Raw genomic sequence first — 13,295 nt, 5'->3', positions numbered from 1 at the left:
AGTGCTCGTCTACCTCATACGGCGGCTGTTCAACGTCGCCGCCACGCTGCTGGTGGTCTCCTTGGTCACCTTCGGCATCTTCTTCGCGGTCCCGAAGCTGACCGGCAGCGATCCCGCGCTCATGTACGCCGGCCGGGAGACCAACGAGACCGCCCTGGCGGGCATCCGCGTCAAGATGGGCTTCGACAAGCCCATCTCCGAGCAGTACCTGCTCTTCGTCAAGGGCATCTTCGCCGGCCGCGACTACGACGGCGGCACCGAGATCACCCACTGTGCGGCTCCCTGCTTCGGCTACTCCTTCAAGACCGAGGCGCCCGTCTGGGAGACCATGATGGACCGCATCCCGGTCACCCTCTCGCTCGCCCTCGGGGCGGCCGTGATCTGGGTGATCGCCGGTGTGGCCACGGGCGTGATCTCCGCCCTCAAGCGCCGCACCGCCATCGACCGCACCGTCATGGTCGGCGCGCTCGCCGGCGTCTCCCTGCCGATCTTCTTCACCGGCATGGTGGCCCCCGCGATCTTCGTCTACAGCCTCGGCTGGCTGGACGTCTCCAACTACAAACCCCTCACCGAGGATCCGCTGGCCTGGCTCAACAGCCTGATCCTGCCCTGGGTCACCCTCGCCTTCCTCTTCGCCGCCACCTACGCGCGCATCACCCGCGCGACCATGCTGGAGGTGCTCGGCGAGGACTACATCCGCACCGCCCGGGCCAAGGGACTCAAGGAGTCCGTGGTCATCCGCAAGCACGCCCTGCGCTCCACGCTCACCCCGGTCGTCACGATGTTCGGCCTCGACCTCGGCGGGCTCCTCGGCGGCGCCGTGCTCACCGAGACCACCTTCAACTTCCAGGGCCTCGGGACGGCGGCCGTCGCCGCCATCGGCGCCGGCGACCTCCCCGTGATCATGGGGGTCACCCTGCTCGCCGCGCTGTTCGTGGTGATGGCCAACCTGATCGTGGACCTGCTGTACGCCGTCATCGACCCGCGCGTGAGGCTGACGTGACCAAGAACGATTCCGACCAGCCGGCCTTCGTGCCCGAGCAGGGCGGCGCGCGCGACGCGGCCCCCTTCCTCTCCGTGCGCGACCTCAAGGTCCACTTCCCGACCGACGACGGCCTGGTGAAGTCCGTCGACGGCCTCACCTTCGACCTGGAGCGCGGGAAGACCCTCGGCATCGTCGGCGAATCCGGCTCCGGCAAGTCGGTGACCTCGCTGGCCATCATGGGCCTGCACCGCACCGGCAACGCGCGCAGCCGCCCGCACATCTCGGGCGAGGTGGTGCTCGACGGCGAGGACCTGGTCAGCGCCGACGCCGACCACGTACGCCGGCTGCGCGGCCGCAAGATGGCGATGGTCTTCCAGGACCCGCTGTCCGCGATGCACCCGTACTACTCGGTCGGCAAGCAGATCGTCGAGGCGTACCGGACCCACCACGACGTGGACAAGAAGAAGGCCCGCGCCCGCGCCGTCGAGATGCTCGACCGCGTCGGCATCCCGGAGCCCCACCAGCGCGTGGACGCGTACCCCCACGAGTTCTCCGGCGGCATGCGCCAGCGCGCGATGATCGCGATGGCGCTCGTCAACAACCCCGAACTGCTCATCGCGGACGAGCCGACCACCGCCCTGGACGTCACCGTCCAGGCGCAGATCCTCGACCTGATCCGCGACCTCCAGAAGGAGTTCGGCTCCGCGGTCATCATGATCACGCACGACCTCGGCGTGGTCGCCGAGATGGCCGACGAGATCCTCGTGATGTACGGCGGCCGGTGCGTCGAGCGCGGCACCGCGGAGAAGGTGTTCTACGAACCCCGCCACCCCTACACCTGGGGACTGCTCGGCTCCATGCCGCGCATCGACCGCGACCAGACCGAGCGGCTGATCCCGGTCAAGGGCTCGCCGCCCAGCCTCATCAACATCCCGAGCGGCTGCGCGTTCAACCCCCGGTGCCCCTACGCCGACGTGCCCAAGGGGGGCATCACCCGCACCCAGCGGCCCGAGCTGACCCAGGACGACAGCCGGCACTGGTCCGCCTGCCACATGTCGCAGGAGGAGCGGACCCGGATCTGGACCGAAGAGATTGCGCCGAAGCTGTGACGGACATGAAGAAGGACACCGCCGCCCAGGACCCCGCCGAGGGCTCCGCCCCGGGCTCCGGGACCGTCACCGAGGCGGAACCGCTGCTGAAGGTGACGGGCCTGGTCAAGCACTTCCCCATCAACAAGGGGCTGCTGCGCCGCGAGACCACCGCCGTCAAGGCCGTGGACGGCATCGACTTCGACGTCCGGCGCGGTGAGACCCTCGGCGTGGTCGGCGAGTCCGGCTGCGGCAAGTCGACGATGGGCCGCCTCATCACCCGCCTGCTGGAACCGAGCAGCGGCCGCATCGAGTTCGAGGGCAAGGACATCACGCACCTGAGCGTGGCGGGCATGCGCCCGCTGCGCCGCGACGTGCAGATGATCTTCCAGGACCCGTACGGCTCGCTGAACCCCCGGCACACGGTCGGCGCGATCGTCTCGGCCCCCTTCAAGCTCCAGGGCGTCACCCCCGAGGGCGGCATCAAGGCGGAGGTCCAGCGGCTGCTCGCCCTCGTCGGCCTGAACCCGGAGCACTACAACCGCTACCCGCACGAGTTCTCGGGCGGCCAGCGCCAGCGCATCGGCATCGCGCGCGCCCTGGCGCTCAAGCCGAAGCTGGTCGTCGCCGACGAGCCGGTCTCCGCGCTCGACGTGTCGATCCAGGCGCAGGTGGTGAACCTGCTGGACGACCTCCAGGAGGAGCTCGGCCTGACGTACGTGATCATCGCGCACGACCTGTCGGTCATCCGGCACGTCTCGGACCGCATCGCGGTGATGTACCTCGGCAAGATCGTGGAGCTGGCCGACCGCAAGTCGCTGTACGAGTCGCCGATGCACCCGTACACGAACGCGCTGCTCTCCGCCGTCCCGGTACCGGACCCGAGGCGGCGCGGCGCGAAGAGCGGCCGCATCCTGCTCAAGGGCGACGTGCCCTCGCCGATCTCCCCGCCGGCCGGGTGCCGCTTCCACACGCGGTGCTGGAAGGCGACGGAGCTGTGCGCGAAGCAGGACCCGCCGCTGGTCGCCCTCAAGCCGGGCCACCAGGCGGCCTGCCACCACCCGGAGAACGCCCCGGCCGCGTCTTCCTGACACCCCGCCCGCGCGGCGCGGCGCCGGCTCCGTGGCCTCGCGCCCGCCGCGCCGCTCGGGTGGTTCGGCGCAGGGGTGCCACTCCGGCGTCGCGCCGCCGCGGCACCGGAGCCGGTCCGGCGGGCGCGGGCGGCGTCGGGGCCCCCGGGGCGTCGGGGCCGTGCAGGCCCCCCGCCCCGCGCTTCGGCTTCGCGCTGCGGCCCCGGCGGGCGGTGGCTTCGTGGCGGGCGACAATGGCGGGGTGCTCCACGATCTCTTCCCGCCCGGCATCCAGCACGTCCTGGACCTCGCGGGCATCTTCGTCTTCGCCACCGCCGGCGCCCTCCTCGCGGTCCGCAAGAACTTCGACGTCTTCGGCATCGCCGTCCTCGCCCTCGTGACCGCCCTCGGCGGCGGTCTCCTGCGCGACCTCTGCATCGGCGCCGTCCCGCCCGCCGCCTTCAGCGAGCTCAGCTTCTTCGTCACGCCCCTGATCGCCGCCGCGCTCGTCTTCTTCCTCCACCCCGAGGTCCAGCGCATCAACCGGGCCATCAACGTCTTCGACGCCGCCGGCCTCGGCCTGTTCTGCGTGTCGGGCACCACCAAGGCCTACGAGTACGGCCTCGGCCTGACGTCCTCCGCCGCGCTCGGCGTGGCCACCGCCGTCGGCGGCGGTGTGCTGCGCGACGTACTGGCCAACGAGGTGCCGTCGCTGCTGCGCGACCGCGAGATGTACGCCGTGCCCGCCGTCGTGGGCGCCGCCATGGTGGCCGTCTTCATCAGCTTCGAGGTGCTGAACCCCTTCACGACCGCGCTCGCGACCGTCACCACCTTCGTGCTGCGCCTGCTCGCGATGCGGTACCACTGGCGGGCCCCGCTGGCCTGGAACCGGCGCTCCTCGGTGGCCGAAGAGCCATAGTTCCGTCCCCCAAACAAAAGCTACCGCTTAGTAGCTTGCCGGTGTACCGTCGTCGGCATGTCTTACGCAGCGGCCCAGGCCTCCATCGGCGACAGCGAATTCGACCGCGACACCACCATCACCGCCCGCGCGGGCGAGCCCGGGGTGTACGACGCGGAGCTGTCCGCCGGCTGGACGATCATCACCGCCGTCAACGGCGGCTATCTGCTGGCCCTGGTCGGCCGGGCCCTCGCGGCGGCCCTGCCGCACCCGGACCCCTTCACCGTCTCCGCCCACTACCTCACCTCCTCCGTGCCCGGCCCCGCCGTGATCCGCACCCAGGTGGTCCGCGTCGGCCGCACCCTCTCCACCGGCCAGGCCTCGCTGTTCCAGTACGACGAGAACGGCGCCGAGATCGAGCGCATCCGCGTCCTCGCCTCGTACGGCGACCTCGCCGCCCTCCCCGACACCGTGCACACGGTGGCGCGGCCGCCGGTGATGCCCGCGTACGAGGACTGCCTCGGCCCCGAGGCCGGCCCGGCCCCCATCCCCGGGAGCAGCGCCATCGTGGACCGGCTCCGCCTGCGACTGGACCCGGCGACGGCGGGCTGGGCGGTCGGAGCGCCGTCCGGCAAGGGCGAGATGCGGGCCTGGTTCGAACTGGCCGACGGCCGCGACGCCGACCCGCTGTCGCTGCTGCTCGCGGTGGACGCACTGCCGCCGACCGCTTTCGACCTCGGCCTGCTCGGGTGGGCCCCCACCGTGGAGCTCACCACGCACATCCGCCACCGCCCGGCCCCGGGCCCGCTGCGGGTGGGCATCGTCACCCGCAACCTGGCCGGCGGCTTCCTGGAGGAGGACGCCGAGGTCTGGGACTCGGCCGACCGCCTGGTCGCCCAGTCCCGCCAGCTGGCGCGCGCCCCGCGCTGACGCGAGGGGCCCCGGCCCCGGTTCCCGGAACCGGGGCCGGCGCCTTTCGGGGTCACGGCGCCCGCGCGCACCCCGGGCGGGAGCCGCCGGGGCAGGGGGCTCGTAGAATCAAAAAATCATGGCCTACCTCGACCACGCCGCGACCACGCCGATGCTCCCGGAAGCCGCTGCGGCGATGACCGCGCAGTTCGCCGCCACCGGAAACGCGTCCTCCCTGCACGCCGCCGGCCGCCGGGCCCGCCGTACCGTCGAGGAGGCCCGCGAGGCCCTCGCCGAGGCCCTCGGCGCGCGCCCGAGCGAGGTGGTCTTCACCGCGGGCGGCACCGAGGCCGACAACCTCGCCGTCAAGGGCCTCTACTGGGCCCGGCGCGACGCCGACCCGGCCCGCACCCGCGTCCTCGCCAGCCCCGTCGAGCACCACGCCGTCCTGGACGCCGTGCACTGGCTCGCCGAGCACGAAGGGGCCGAGGTCGAGTACCTCCCCGTCGACCGCTACGGCCGCGTGCACCCCGAGGACTTCCGGGCGGCGGTCGAGCGCGACCCCGACGGCGTCGCCCTCGCCACGGTGATGTGGGCCAACAACGAGATCGGCACCGTCATGCCGGTCCGTGAACTCGCCGCCATCGCCGGGGAGCACGGCGTACCCCTGCACTCCGACGCCGTCCAGGCCTTCGGGCAGCTCGACGTCCGCTTCGGCGACAGCGGCCTCGCCGCCATGACCGTCAGCGGCCACAAGGTGGGCGGCCCCTACGGGATCGGCGCCCTGCTCCTGGGCCGCGATCAGAGCCCCGTCCCCGTCCTGCACGGCGGCGGCCAGGAGCGGCACGTCCGCTCCGGCACCCTCGACGTACCGGCCATCGCCGCCTTCGCGGTGGCGGCCGTACTCGCCGCCGAGCGGCGCGAGCGCTTCGCCGCCGAGGTCGGAGCCCTGCGCGACGAGCTCATCGCGGCCGTGCTGGCCGCCGTCCCCGACGCCGTCCTCGGCGGCGACCCCGAGGACCGGCTCCCGGCCAACGCCCACTTCAGCTTCCCCGGCTGCGAGGGAGACTCCCTGCTGCTGCTCCTGGACGCGCAGGGCATCGAGTGCTCCACCGGCTCCGCCTGCACCGCGGGCGTCGCCCAGCCCAGCCACGTCCTGCTGGCGGCGGGCACCGACCCGCGGCTGGCCCGCGGCACCCTGCGGTTCTCCCTCGGCCACACCTCCACGAAGGAGGACGTCGCCGCGGTGGCCGCCGCCATCGGCCCCGCCGTGGAACGCGCCCGCACGGCCGGCCTCAGCTAGGCCGCGGGCTTCACCCAGGGCAGAACGCCGCTCCCTTCCCCCGGCGCCCGGGGTCCCTAGGCTGAAGGGGTGAGCACTCATGCGCCCGACGGGTCCCGCGTCATCCCCCTGCGCCCGCACACCTCACCGCCCGGTTCCGGCGGGGCGGTCCGCGCCCCGCAGCGGCCGGCGCCGGCCTCCCCGGCACCCGCGCCGGGCGAACCGCTGTGGCGCCACCTCGTCGGTGACGTGCTGCGGCGCGAGCGGCTCGCCCAGGAGCGGACGCTGAAGGACGTGGCGGAGGCGGCCCGGATCTCGATGCCGTACCTGTCGGAGCTGGAGCGCGGACGCAAGGAGGCCTCCTCCGAGGTGCTCGCGGCCGCCGCCCGCGCCCTCGGGCTGGGCCTGGCCGACCTGCTCTCCCTCGCCACGGACGAACTGACCCGGCACGACCGGAGCCGGGCCGGCGGGCGCCGTCCCTCGCCGACGGCGCGGTACGACTCCCTCTGCCTCGCCGCCTGACCGGACGACGGCCGGCCGGTCAGGCGGGCGCGCCCGTCGCGGACGGCACGCGCGGGGCGCGGGGTCAGGCGAACGCGAACCGCCGGCTCAGCACCTCGTCGGCGAGCCCGTAGGCCACGGCCTCCTCGGCGGTCAGCACCTTCTCCCGGTCCATGTCCGCGCGCAGCGCCGCCACGTCGTGGTGCGTGTGCCGGGACAGGACCTCCTCCACCTGTGAGCGGATGCGGACCATCTCCTTGGCCGCGAGGCTGAGGTCGGAGACCGTCCCCTGCCGGCCGTTGCTGGCCGGCTGGCCGAGCAGCACCCGCGCGTGCCGGAGCACGAACCGTCGCCCGGGATCGCCGCCGGCCAGCAGCACCGCCGCCGTGGACGCCGCCTGACCGACGCAGAACGTGGAGATCGGAGCCTGCACGAACGTCATCGTGTCGTAGATCGCCATCAGCGAAGTGAACGATCCGCCGGGCGAGTTGAGGTAGATCGAGATCTCCCGCTCCGGATCGGCCGACTCCAGGTGCAGGAGTTGCGCGATGACCACATTGGCGACCCCGTCGTCCATCTCGGTGCCGATGAAGACGATCCGCTCGTTCAGCAGCCGGCTGAAGACGTCGTAGGACCGCTCGCCCTGCGCCGTGCGCTCGATGACATAGGGAACCGTGTACGACCCCATGTCACAGCCCCGCCCGTCGGCGCGACGCGGCCGGGCGGATGTCGGCGAGCGACTCCACCACCCGGTCCACGATCCCGTACTCCCTGGCCTGTTCGGCCGTGAACCAGCGGTCCCGGTCGCCGTCCCGCGCGATCGTCTCCTCGCTCTGGCCGGTGTGCTCGGCGGTGATCCGCTCGACGGCCTCTTTGGTGTACCGGAGGTTCTCCGCCTGGATCTCGATGTCAGCGGCGGTGCCGCCGATGCCCGCCGAGGGCTGGTGCATCATGATCCGCGCGTTCGGCAGCGCGAACCGCTTGCCGGGCGCCCCCACGGTCAGCAGGAACTGCCCCATGCTCGCGGCGAAGCCCATCGCCAGCGTCGAGACGTCGTTCGGGATCAGCCGCATGGTGTCGTAGATGGCGAGGCCCGCGGTCACCGACCCGCCGGGGCTGTTGACGTACAGGCTGATGTCGGTGCGCGGGTCCTCCGCCGACAGGAGCAGCAGCTGCGCGCACACCCGGTTGGCCGACACGTCGTCGACCTGGGTGCCGAGGAGCACGATCCGCTGGGCGAGCAGCTGCGCCGCGAGGTGGTCGTCGAAGGGGCTGGGCGGTGTGCCGCCCTCCTCGGCGCGGGGCGGGAGCGTGATGAGTGGCATCGTCTGTTCTCCTTGTCCGGACGCGGAAACCGTCGGCTCCACTCTTGACCCCGAAAGCCCCCCGCACGCGGTTCCTCTGCCCGCCGCAGATTCGCCAGGAGCAGAGGTGACGGACGGTCACCGCCGGCGCGGAGAGATGGAGTTCGCCCGTCGGCGGGGCCTTAGCCTCTGTGGATGCGCCCCATGGACCACAGAGACGTCGACCAGGCCGTCGCCGAGATGCTGCGCGTCCTCGGCCCGCACGACACGGAGGACTGGGCGGGGCCGGCGGGCCCGCTGGAGTGGAGCTGCTGGACGACGGCGGCCCACGTCGCGCACGACCTGCTGGCCTACGCCGGGCAGGTGGCCGCCCGCCCCGCCGAGGCCTACCTGCCCTTCGACCTGACCGTCCGGGCGGACGCGTCACCGCGCGAGGTACTCCAGGTGGTCGCCGCCGGCGGGGCGCTGCTCAGCGGTGCACTCGCCCTGGCCGGCCCGGACGTGCGGGCCTGGCACTGGGGGCCGACCGACCGGACCGGGTTCGCGGCGATGGGTGTGGCCGAGGTCCTGCTGCACACCCACGACATCGCGCGGGGGCTACGGGTCCGGTGGCTGCCTCCGGCGCCGATGTGTTCCTCGGTGGTCCGCCGGCTCTTCCCCGATGCCCCGCCGGGCGATCCGGCACAGGTGCTCCTCTGGTGCACGGGCCGGGGCGAGCTGGCCGGACGGCCACGCCGTACCTCGTGGACCTGGCAGGCCGCCCTGTCCCCCTGACCGGCTGCCCTTGGGAGCCGCGTCAGTCCCAGGAGTTGAAGAGCAGCCCGCCCAGGGTGTCGATCTCGTACGCGCGGACCTGGCGCCACTCGGCCCGGGCGAGCGCCGAGGTGTCCACGTCGCCGAGGCGCGCGGTCAGTGTCCCGGTGCTCAGGACGGTGAAGCCCGCGTCGGTGAAGACCCCGGACCAGGGCGGCGGGGGGAGGAAGCCGTCCCGGTACCAGTCCCGGCGCTGTCCCGCGAAGGCGATCCAGGGGTGGTGCGCGTGGCACAGGACGACGGCCGGTGCCGCCCCGCCGGTCACGCACCCGGTGTGGAAGGTACGCGGGTACGCCCGGGCCTCGACCTCGCCCACCGTGCCCCCGGCGGCCCGCGCCGCGGCGTACAGGGCCGTACGGAAGGCGGACAGGCCGGTCTCCGGAAGCGGGCCGTCCTGCGGCCGGACGAAGCCCGTCGCGCCCGGCGGCAGCGAGAACGCCCACCGCCTCTCCCCAGAGCGCCTCACGCCGGCAGCTGCGCGCGCACGAGCGCGATGTAGCGGTTCCAGTCCCAGTGCGGGCCGGGATCGGTGTGGTCGGCGCCCGGGACCTCGTTGTGACCCAGGATGTGCTTGCGGTCCGCCGGTATGCCGTACCTCCGGCAGATGTCGGCGGCCAGCCGGGCCGAGGCCGCGTACATGGCGTCGGTGAAGTCCTTGGGCCGGTCGACGAAGCCCACGTGCTCTATCCCGACGCTGCGCTCGTTCATCCGGCGGTTGGCCGCGTGGAAGGCCACGTCCAGCTCGCGCACCATCTGCTCCACATGGCCGTCCTGGCGCACGATGTAGTGCGCCGACGCCTTGTGCCACGGGTTCCTGAAGGCGTCCACCGAGGACTCGAAGCCGCCCTGTGTGACATGGACGACGATCCGGTCCACCCGGTAGTCGTCGGGCCGGTCCGCCAGCCGCCAGTTCGCCGGCGAGGCCGCCGTCCAGCTCGCCCCCGCGTGGTCGAGCTCGCCCTCCTTGCGCGGCTTGGACACCCCCGGCAGCAGCCACCGGGCCCGCGCGATCTCGTCCCGGGCCACCACCCCCGCCGCCGCGAGGACTCCCAGCCCGCCCAGGAGCACCGCCCGCCGGGTCCGGCGCGGGCGCTTCTCCGCCTGTTCGCTCATGTGATCCACCCCCCACAGCCGATAACGCGCTGTGACCCCGTCCGGTTCCCCGTACCCTGGACGGTGCTATGACTGAGAACCTGCCGCGCACCGCCCGCCCCCTCCGCGTCCTGGCCGCCATGTCCGGCGGTGTGGACTCCGCCGTCGCCGCCGCCCGCGCGGTCGAAGCCGGGCACGACGTCACCGGGGTCCACCTGGCGCTCTCCGCGAACCCCCAGTCCTTCCGGACCGGCGCCCGCGGCTGCTGCACCATCGAGGACTCCCGCGACGCCCGCCGCGCGGCCGACGTCATCGGCATCCCCTTCTACTGCTGGGACCTCGCCGACCGCTTCCGCGAGGACGTCGTCGAGGACTTCATCGCCGAGTACGAGGCCGGCCGCACCCCGAACCCGTGCCTGCGCTGCAACGAGAAGATCAAGTTCGCGGCGCTGCTCGACAAGGCCCTCGCCCTCGGCTTCGACGCGGTCTGCACCGGCCACTACGCCACCATCGTCGAGAACGCCGACGGCTCCCGCGAGCTGCACCGCGCCTCCGACATGGCCAAGGACCAGTCGTACGTCCTCGGCGTCCTCGACGAGAAGCAGCTGGCCCACGCCCTCTTCCCGCTCGGCGACACGATCACCACCAAGGACGAGATCCGCGCCGAGGCCGAGCGGCGCGGCCTGGCCGTCGCGAAGAAGCCCGACAGCCACGACATCTGCTTCATCGCCGACGGCGACACCCAGGGCTTCCTCGCCCAGCGCCTCGGCAGGGCCGAGGGCGACATCGTCGACGAGACCGGCGCCAAGGTCGGCACCCACGAGGGGGCCTTCGGGTTCACCATCGGCCAGCGCAAGGGCCTGCGCATCGGCCACCCGGCCCCCGACGGCAAGCCCCGCTACGTCCTCGACATCTCCCCGGTGAACAACACCGTCACCGTCGGCCCCGTCGAGGCCCTCGACGTCACCGCCCTCACCGCGATCCGCCCCCGCTGGTGCGGCTCCACCCCCGCCGCCCCCGGCACCTACACCGCGCAGCTGCGCGCCCACGGGGGCGAGACCGAGGTCTTCGCCGAGGTCGTGGACGGCGAGCTGCGCGTCTCCTTCACCGAGCCCGTCCGCGGCGTGGCCCCCGGCCAGGCGATCGTCCTCTACGACGACACCCGCGTGGTCGGCTCCGCCACCATCGCGACGACGACGCGCACGGCCGCCGTCTGACAGCGGCGGATCAGACCACCGTCAGGACGATCTTGCCGGTGGTCCGGCCGCGCTCGCCGATCTCGTGGGCCTTCGCGGCCTCCGCCAGCGGCAGCACCGTCTCGACCAGCGGCTTGAGCAGGCCCCGGTCCGCCAGGGCCGCGATCTCCTCGAGCCCCTTCAGGTCGGGCTCCACCAGGACCCACGACGCGCGCACCCCGTCCGCCGCGGCCGGTACCGAGTCCGGACCCGGGAGCGAGACCAGGTGGCCGCCGGGCTTGAGCACCTTCAGCGAGCGCTCGGCGACCTCGCCGCCCAGGGCGTCCAGGACCACGTCCACCTCGGAGACCGCCTCGGCGAAGTCGCCGGTCCGGTAGTCGACCAGCTCGTCGGCGCCCAGCTCGCGCAGCAGGCCGTGCTTGGCGCCGCTGGCCGTGCCGATCACGTACGCCCCGCGCGCCTTGGCGATCTGGACCGCCAGGTGGCCGACCCCGCCCGCCGCCGCGTGCACCAGCACGCGCTGCCCGGCCGTGACCCCGGCGGTGTCGACCAGCGCCTGCCAGGCGGTCAGCGCCGCCAGCGGCAGCGCGGCCGCCTGCACGTGGCCCAGGGAGGCGGGCTTGCGGGCGAAGTGCCGGGCCGGGGCGGCGACGTACTCGGCGTAGCCGCCCGCCTGGCGGGGGAAGCTCGGCATGCCGTACACCTCGTCGCCCGGCCGGTACAGCGTCACGCCCGGGCCCACCGCCTCGACGGTGCCGGAGACGTCCCAGCCGACGATCGGCACCTCGCCCCAGGCGATCAGGGCGCCACTGGCCCGGGTCTTCCAGTCGACCGGGTTCACACCGGCCGCGTGGACCCGGACCAGGATCTCGCCCAGGCCGGGCTCCGGGCGGTCGACCTCCCGCTCGACCAGGGTCTCGGGGCCGCCCCATCCGTTCACGACGATCGCGCGCATCTCTGTCTTCCTCATTCCACGGGATTCCGTCCGGTACCGGGCTCTCCCCGGCGACACGTCCCACACTCGGACATCCCGGCACCCCGCGGTATTGGCCGGATGGCCAGGGTGTGACAAGATCCGGCCATGGACAGCGCGCGGAAGACGACAGCGCGGGCCGCGGCCGGCGGAGGCCCCCACCGGGTCGCGGTGCTCGCCCTGCCGGGCGTACCCCCCTTCGAGCTGGGCATCCCCTCCCGCGTCTTCGGCAGCGCCGTGGACGCCGCCGGGCAGCCCCTGTACGAGGTCACCGTCTGCACCGCCGACGGCGGGCCCGTCCTCAGCGACGCCGGGTTCACCGTCCAGCCCGCCGCCGGGCCCGAGGCCCTGGCCGCCGCCGACACCGTGATCCTCCCGCCCACCCACGCCATGCCCGAGCTGGCCCGCGGCGGGCCCCTGCCCCCCGAGGTCACCGCCGCCATCGCCGGGATCCGCCCCGGAACCCGGCTCGTCTCCATCTGCACCGGCTCCTACGTGCTCGCCGCCGCCGGGCTCCTCGACGGCCGCCCCGCCACCACCCACTGGAACCTGGCACCCGAGTTCCGCCGGGCCTACCCCCGCGTCCAGGTCGACGAGGAGGTCCTCTTCGTCGACGACGGCGACGTCCTGACCTCCGCCGGCGTCGCCGCCGGCGTCGACCTGTGCCTGCACCTGGTCCGCCGTGACCACGGGACCGCCGTCGCCAACCGGGCCGCCCGCATGTGCGTCGTACCGCCCTGGCGCGACGGCGGACAGGCCCAGTACATCGACCGCCCCGTCCCCGCCCCCACGGTCGCCACCACCACCGCCACCCGCGCCTGGGCCCTGGAGCGCCTCGACGAGCCGATCAGCCTCGCCGAACTCGCCGCCCACGCCCGGATGAGCCTGCGCACCTTCACCCGCCGGTTCCGCGACGAGGTCGGCATGACCCCCGTCCAATGGCTCACCGGACAGCGCCTGGAGGTCGCCCGCCAACTGCTGGAGTCCAGCGACCTCCCCGTCGACCTGGTCGCTCACCGCTCCGGCTTCGGCTCCGCCAACTCCCTGCGCCAGCACATGCGCACCGCCTTCGGCGTCTCCCCGATGGCCTACCGGCGCACCTTCGGCCCGCACGCCATGACCCCGGAGGTAATCGCCACCGCCGACGCCCGCTGACAGCATCGGGGCAACGGCCGGGACCGCCC

15 protein-coding genes are annotated in these 13,295 nt (G+C 73.4%); 10 read left to right on the top strand and 5 right to left on the bottom strand.

Annotated features, from left to right (window positions below; all coding sequences use genetic code 11):
- The first annotated feature begins 1 nt into the window (after nucleotide 1).
- The 7 genes from ACZ51S_RS24825 to ACZ51S_RS24795 all read left to right on the top strand — a co-directional run bounded on the left by ACZ51S_RS24825 (nucleotide 2) and on the right by ACZ51S_RS24795 (nucleotide 6,754).
- On the top strand, nucleotides 2-1,003 hold the full coding sequence (locus ACZ51S_RS24825) for an ABC transporter permease (protein ID WP_388939885.1): 1,002 nt from the start codon (nucleotides 2-4) through the stop codon (nucleotides 1,001-1,003).
- 29 nt (nucleotides 1,004-1,032) lie between these two features.
- Entirely contained in the window at nucleotides 1,033-2,094 is a 1,062-nt protein-coding gene (locus ACZ51S_RS24820) for an ABC transporter ATP-binding protein (RefSeq protein ID WP_388940012.1), read from the top strand.
- A 5-nt stretch (nucleotides 2,095-2,099) separates the two neighbouring features.
- Nucleotides 2,100-3,164 carry an ABC transporter ATP-binding protein gene (locus ACZ51S_RS24815; RefSeq protein ID WP_388939887.1) on the top strand — a complete coding sequence of 355 codons (1,065 nt, stop codon included), beginning with the start codon at nucleotides 2,100-2,102 and terminating at the stop codon, nucleotides 3,162-3,164.
- A 241-nt stretch (nucleotides 3,165-3,405) separates the two neighbouring features.
- Nucleotides 3,406-4,062, top strand: a complete 657-nt coding sequence (locus tag ACZ51S_RS24810) for a trimeric intracellular cation channel family protein (RefSeq protein WP_468475841.1) — start codon at nucleotides 3,406-3,408, stop codon at nucleotides 4,060-4,062.
- A 57-nt stretch (nucleotides 4,063-4,119) separates the two neighbouring features.
- Nucleotides 4,120-4,971: a thioesterase family protein gene (locus ACZ51S_RS24805; protein WP_468475842.1), complete on the top strand. Its 852-nt coding sequence runs from the start codon at nucleotides 4,120-4,122 to the stop codon at nucleotides 4,969-4,971.
- 118 nt (nucleotides 4,972-5,089) lie between these two features.
- Nucleotides 5,090-6,253, top strand: a complete 1,164-nt coding sequence (locus ACZ51S_RS24800) for a cysteine desulfurase family protein (protein WP_468475843.1) — start codon at nucleotides 5,090-5,092, stop codon at nucleotides 6,251-6,253.
- A 69-nt stretch (nucleotides 6,254-6,322) separates the two neighbouring features.
- Nucleotides 6,323-6,754: a helix-turn-helix domain-containing protein gene (locus ACZ51S_RS24795; RefSeq protein ID WP_468800627.1), complete on the top strand. Its 432-nt coding sequence runs from the start codon at nucleotides 6,323-6,325 to the stop codon at nucleotides 6,752-6,754.
- Between the two features lie 64 nt (nucleotides 6,755-6,818).
- Here ACZ51S_RS24795 and ACZ51S_RS24790 read toward each other — a convergent pair whose 3' ends face one another.
- Both ACZ51S_RS24790 and ACZ51S_RS24785 read right to left on the bottom strand, forming a co-directional pair.
- Nucleotides 6,819-7,421 (bottom strand): ClpP family protease, encoded by a 603-nt coding sequence (locus ACZ51S_RS24790; protein WP_388939894.1) that lies wholly within the window; start codon nucleotides 7,419-7,421, stop codon nucleotides 6,819-6,821.
- A 1-nt stretch (nucleotide 7,422) separates the two neighbouring features.
- Nucleotides 7,423-8,058: a ClpP family protease gene (locus ACZ51S_RS24785; RefSeq protein ID WP_468475845.1), complete on the bottom strand. Its 636-nt coding sequence runs from the start codon at nucleotides 8,056-8,058 to the stop codon at nucleotides 7,423-7,425.
- Between the two features lie 183 nt (nucleotides 8,059-8,241).
- Here ACZ51S_RS24785 and ACZ51S_RS24780 point away from each other — a divergent pair, with 183 nt between their 5' ends.
- Nucleotides 8,242-8,811: a maleylpyruvate isomerase N-terminal domain-containing protein gene (locus ACZ51S_RS24780; protein ID WP_468475846.1), complete on the top strand. Its 570-nt coding sequence runs from the start codon at nucleotides 8,242-8,244 to the stop codon at nucleotides 8,809-8,811.
- Between the two features lie 22 nt (nucleotides 8,812-8,833).
- On the opposite strand, the gene ACZ51S_RS24775 is transcribed toward ACZ51S_RS24780, so the two are convergent.
- On the bottom strand, nucleotides 8,834-9,316 hold the full coding sequence (locus tag ACZ51S_RS24775; protein WP_468475847.1) for a hypothetical protein: 483 nt from the start codon (nucleotides 9,314-9,316) through the stop codon (nucleotides 8,834-8,836).
- Complete coding sequence (locus ACZ51S_RS24770; protein WP_468475848.1) at nucleotides 9,313-9,963, bottom strand: N-acetylmuramoyl-L-alanine amidase; 651 nt, start codon at nucleotides 9,961-9,963, stop codon at nucleotides 9,313-9,315. The genes ACZ51S_RS24775 and ACZ51S_RS24770 overlap by 4 nt, the downstream gene beginning before the upstream one ends.
- Nucleotides 9,964-10,031: 68 nt before the next feature.
- On the opposite strand from ACZ51S_RS24770, the gene mnmA reads away from it, so the two are divergent.
- Nucleotides 10,032-11,159, top strand: coding sequence for a tRNA 2-thiouridine(34) synthase MnmA (mnmA, locus tag ACZ51S_RS24765; RefSeq protein WP_468962007.1), 1,128 nt, complete (start codon nucleotides 10,032-10,034; stop codon nucleotides 11,157-11,159).
- A gap of 10 nt (nucleotides 11,160-11,169) precedes the next feature.
- Here the strand turns inward: mnmA and ACZ51S_RS24760 are convergent, their stop codons facing one another.
- Nucleotides 11,170-12,108: an NADP-dependent oxidoreductase gene (locus ACZ51S_RS24760; RefSeq protein WP_468475849.1), complete on the bottom strand. Its 939-nt coding sequence runs from the start codon at nucleotides 12,106-12,108 to the stop codon at nucleotides 11,170-11,172.
- Nucleotides 12,109-12,219: 111 nt separating this feature from the next.
- On the opposite strand from ACZ51S_RS24760, the gene ACZ51S_RS24755 reads away from it, so the two are divergent.
- Nucleotides 12,220-13,266 (top strand): GlxA family transcriptional regulator, encoded by a 1,047-nt coding sequence (locus ACZ51S_RS24755; protein WP_468800613.1) that lies wholly within the window; start codon nucleotides 12,220-12,222, stop codon nucleotides 13,264-13,266.
- Nucleotides 13,267-13,295: the final 29 nt, after the last annotated feature.

The sequence above is a fragment of the Streptomyces sp. NPDC034043 genome, assembly GCF_055575675.1.
This window is presented reverse-complemented; position numbering and strand designations above follow the sequence as displayed.

Coding starts and splice junctions, on each gene's coding strand:
- ACZ51S_RS24815 (WP_388939887.1), top strand. CDS start 2,100: ATGAAGAAGGACACCGCCGCCCAGGACCCCGCCGAGGGCTCCGCCCCG.
- ACZ51S_RS24805 (WP_468475842.1), top strand. CDS start 4,120: ATGTCTTACGCAGCGGCCCAGGCCTCCATCGGCGACAGCGAATTCGAC.
- ACZ51S_RS24800 (WP_468475843.1), top strand. CDS start 5,090: ATGGCCTACCTCGACCACGCCGCGACCACGCCGATGCTCCCGGAAGCC.
- ACZ51S_RS24790 (WP_388939894.1), bottom strand. CDS start 7,421: ATGGGGTCGTACACGGTTCCCTATGTCATCGAGCGCACGGCGCAGGGC.
- ACZ51S_RS24785 (WP_468475845.1), bottom strand. CDS start 8,058: ATGCCACTCATCACGCTCCCGCCCCGCGCCGAGGAGGGCGGCACACCG.
- ACZ51S_RS24780 (WP_468475846.1), top strand. CDS start 8,242: ATGGACCACAGAGACGTCGACCAGGCCGTCGCCGAGATGCTGCGCGTC.
- ACZ51S_RS24770 (WP_468475848.1), bottom strand. CDS start 9,963: ATGAGCGAACAGGCGGAGAAGCGCCCGCGCCGGACCCGGCGGGCGGTG.
- mnmA (WP_468962007.1), top strand. CDS start 10,032: ATGACTGAGAACCTGCCGCGCACCGCCCGCCCCCTCCGCGTCCTGGCC.
- ACZ51S_RS24760 (WP_468475849.1), bottom strand. CDS start 12,108: ATGAGGAAGACAGAGATGCGCGCGATCGTCGTGAACGGATGGGGCGGC.
- ACZ51S_RS24755 (WP_468800613.1), top strand. CDS start 12,220: ATGGACAGCGCGCGGAAGACGACAGCGCGGGCCGCGGCCGGCGGAGGC.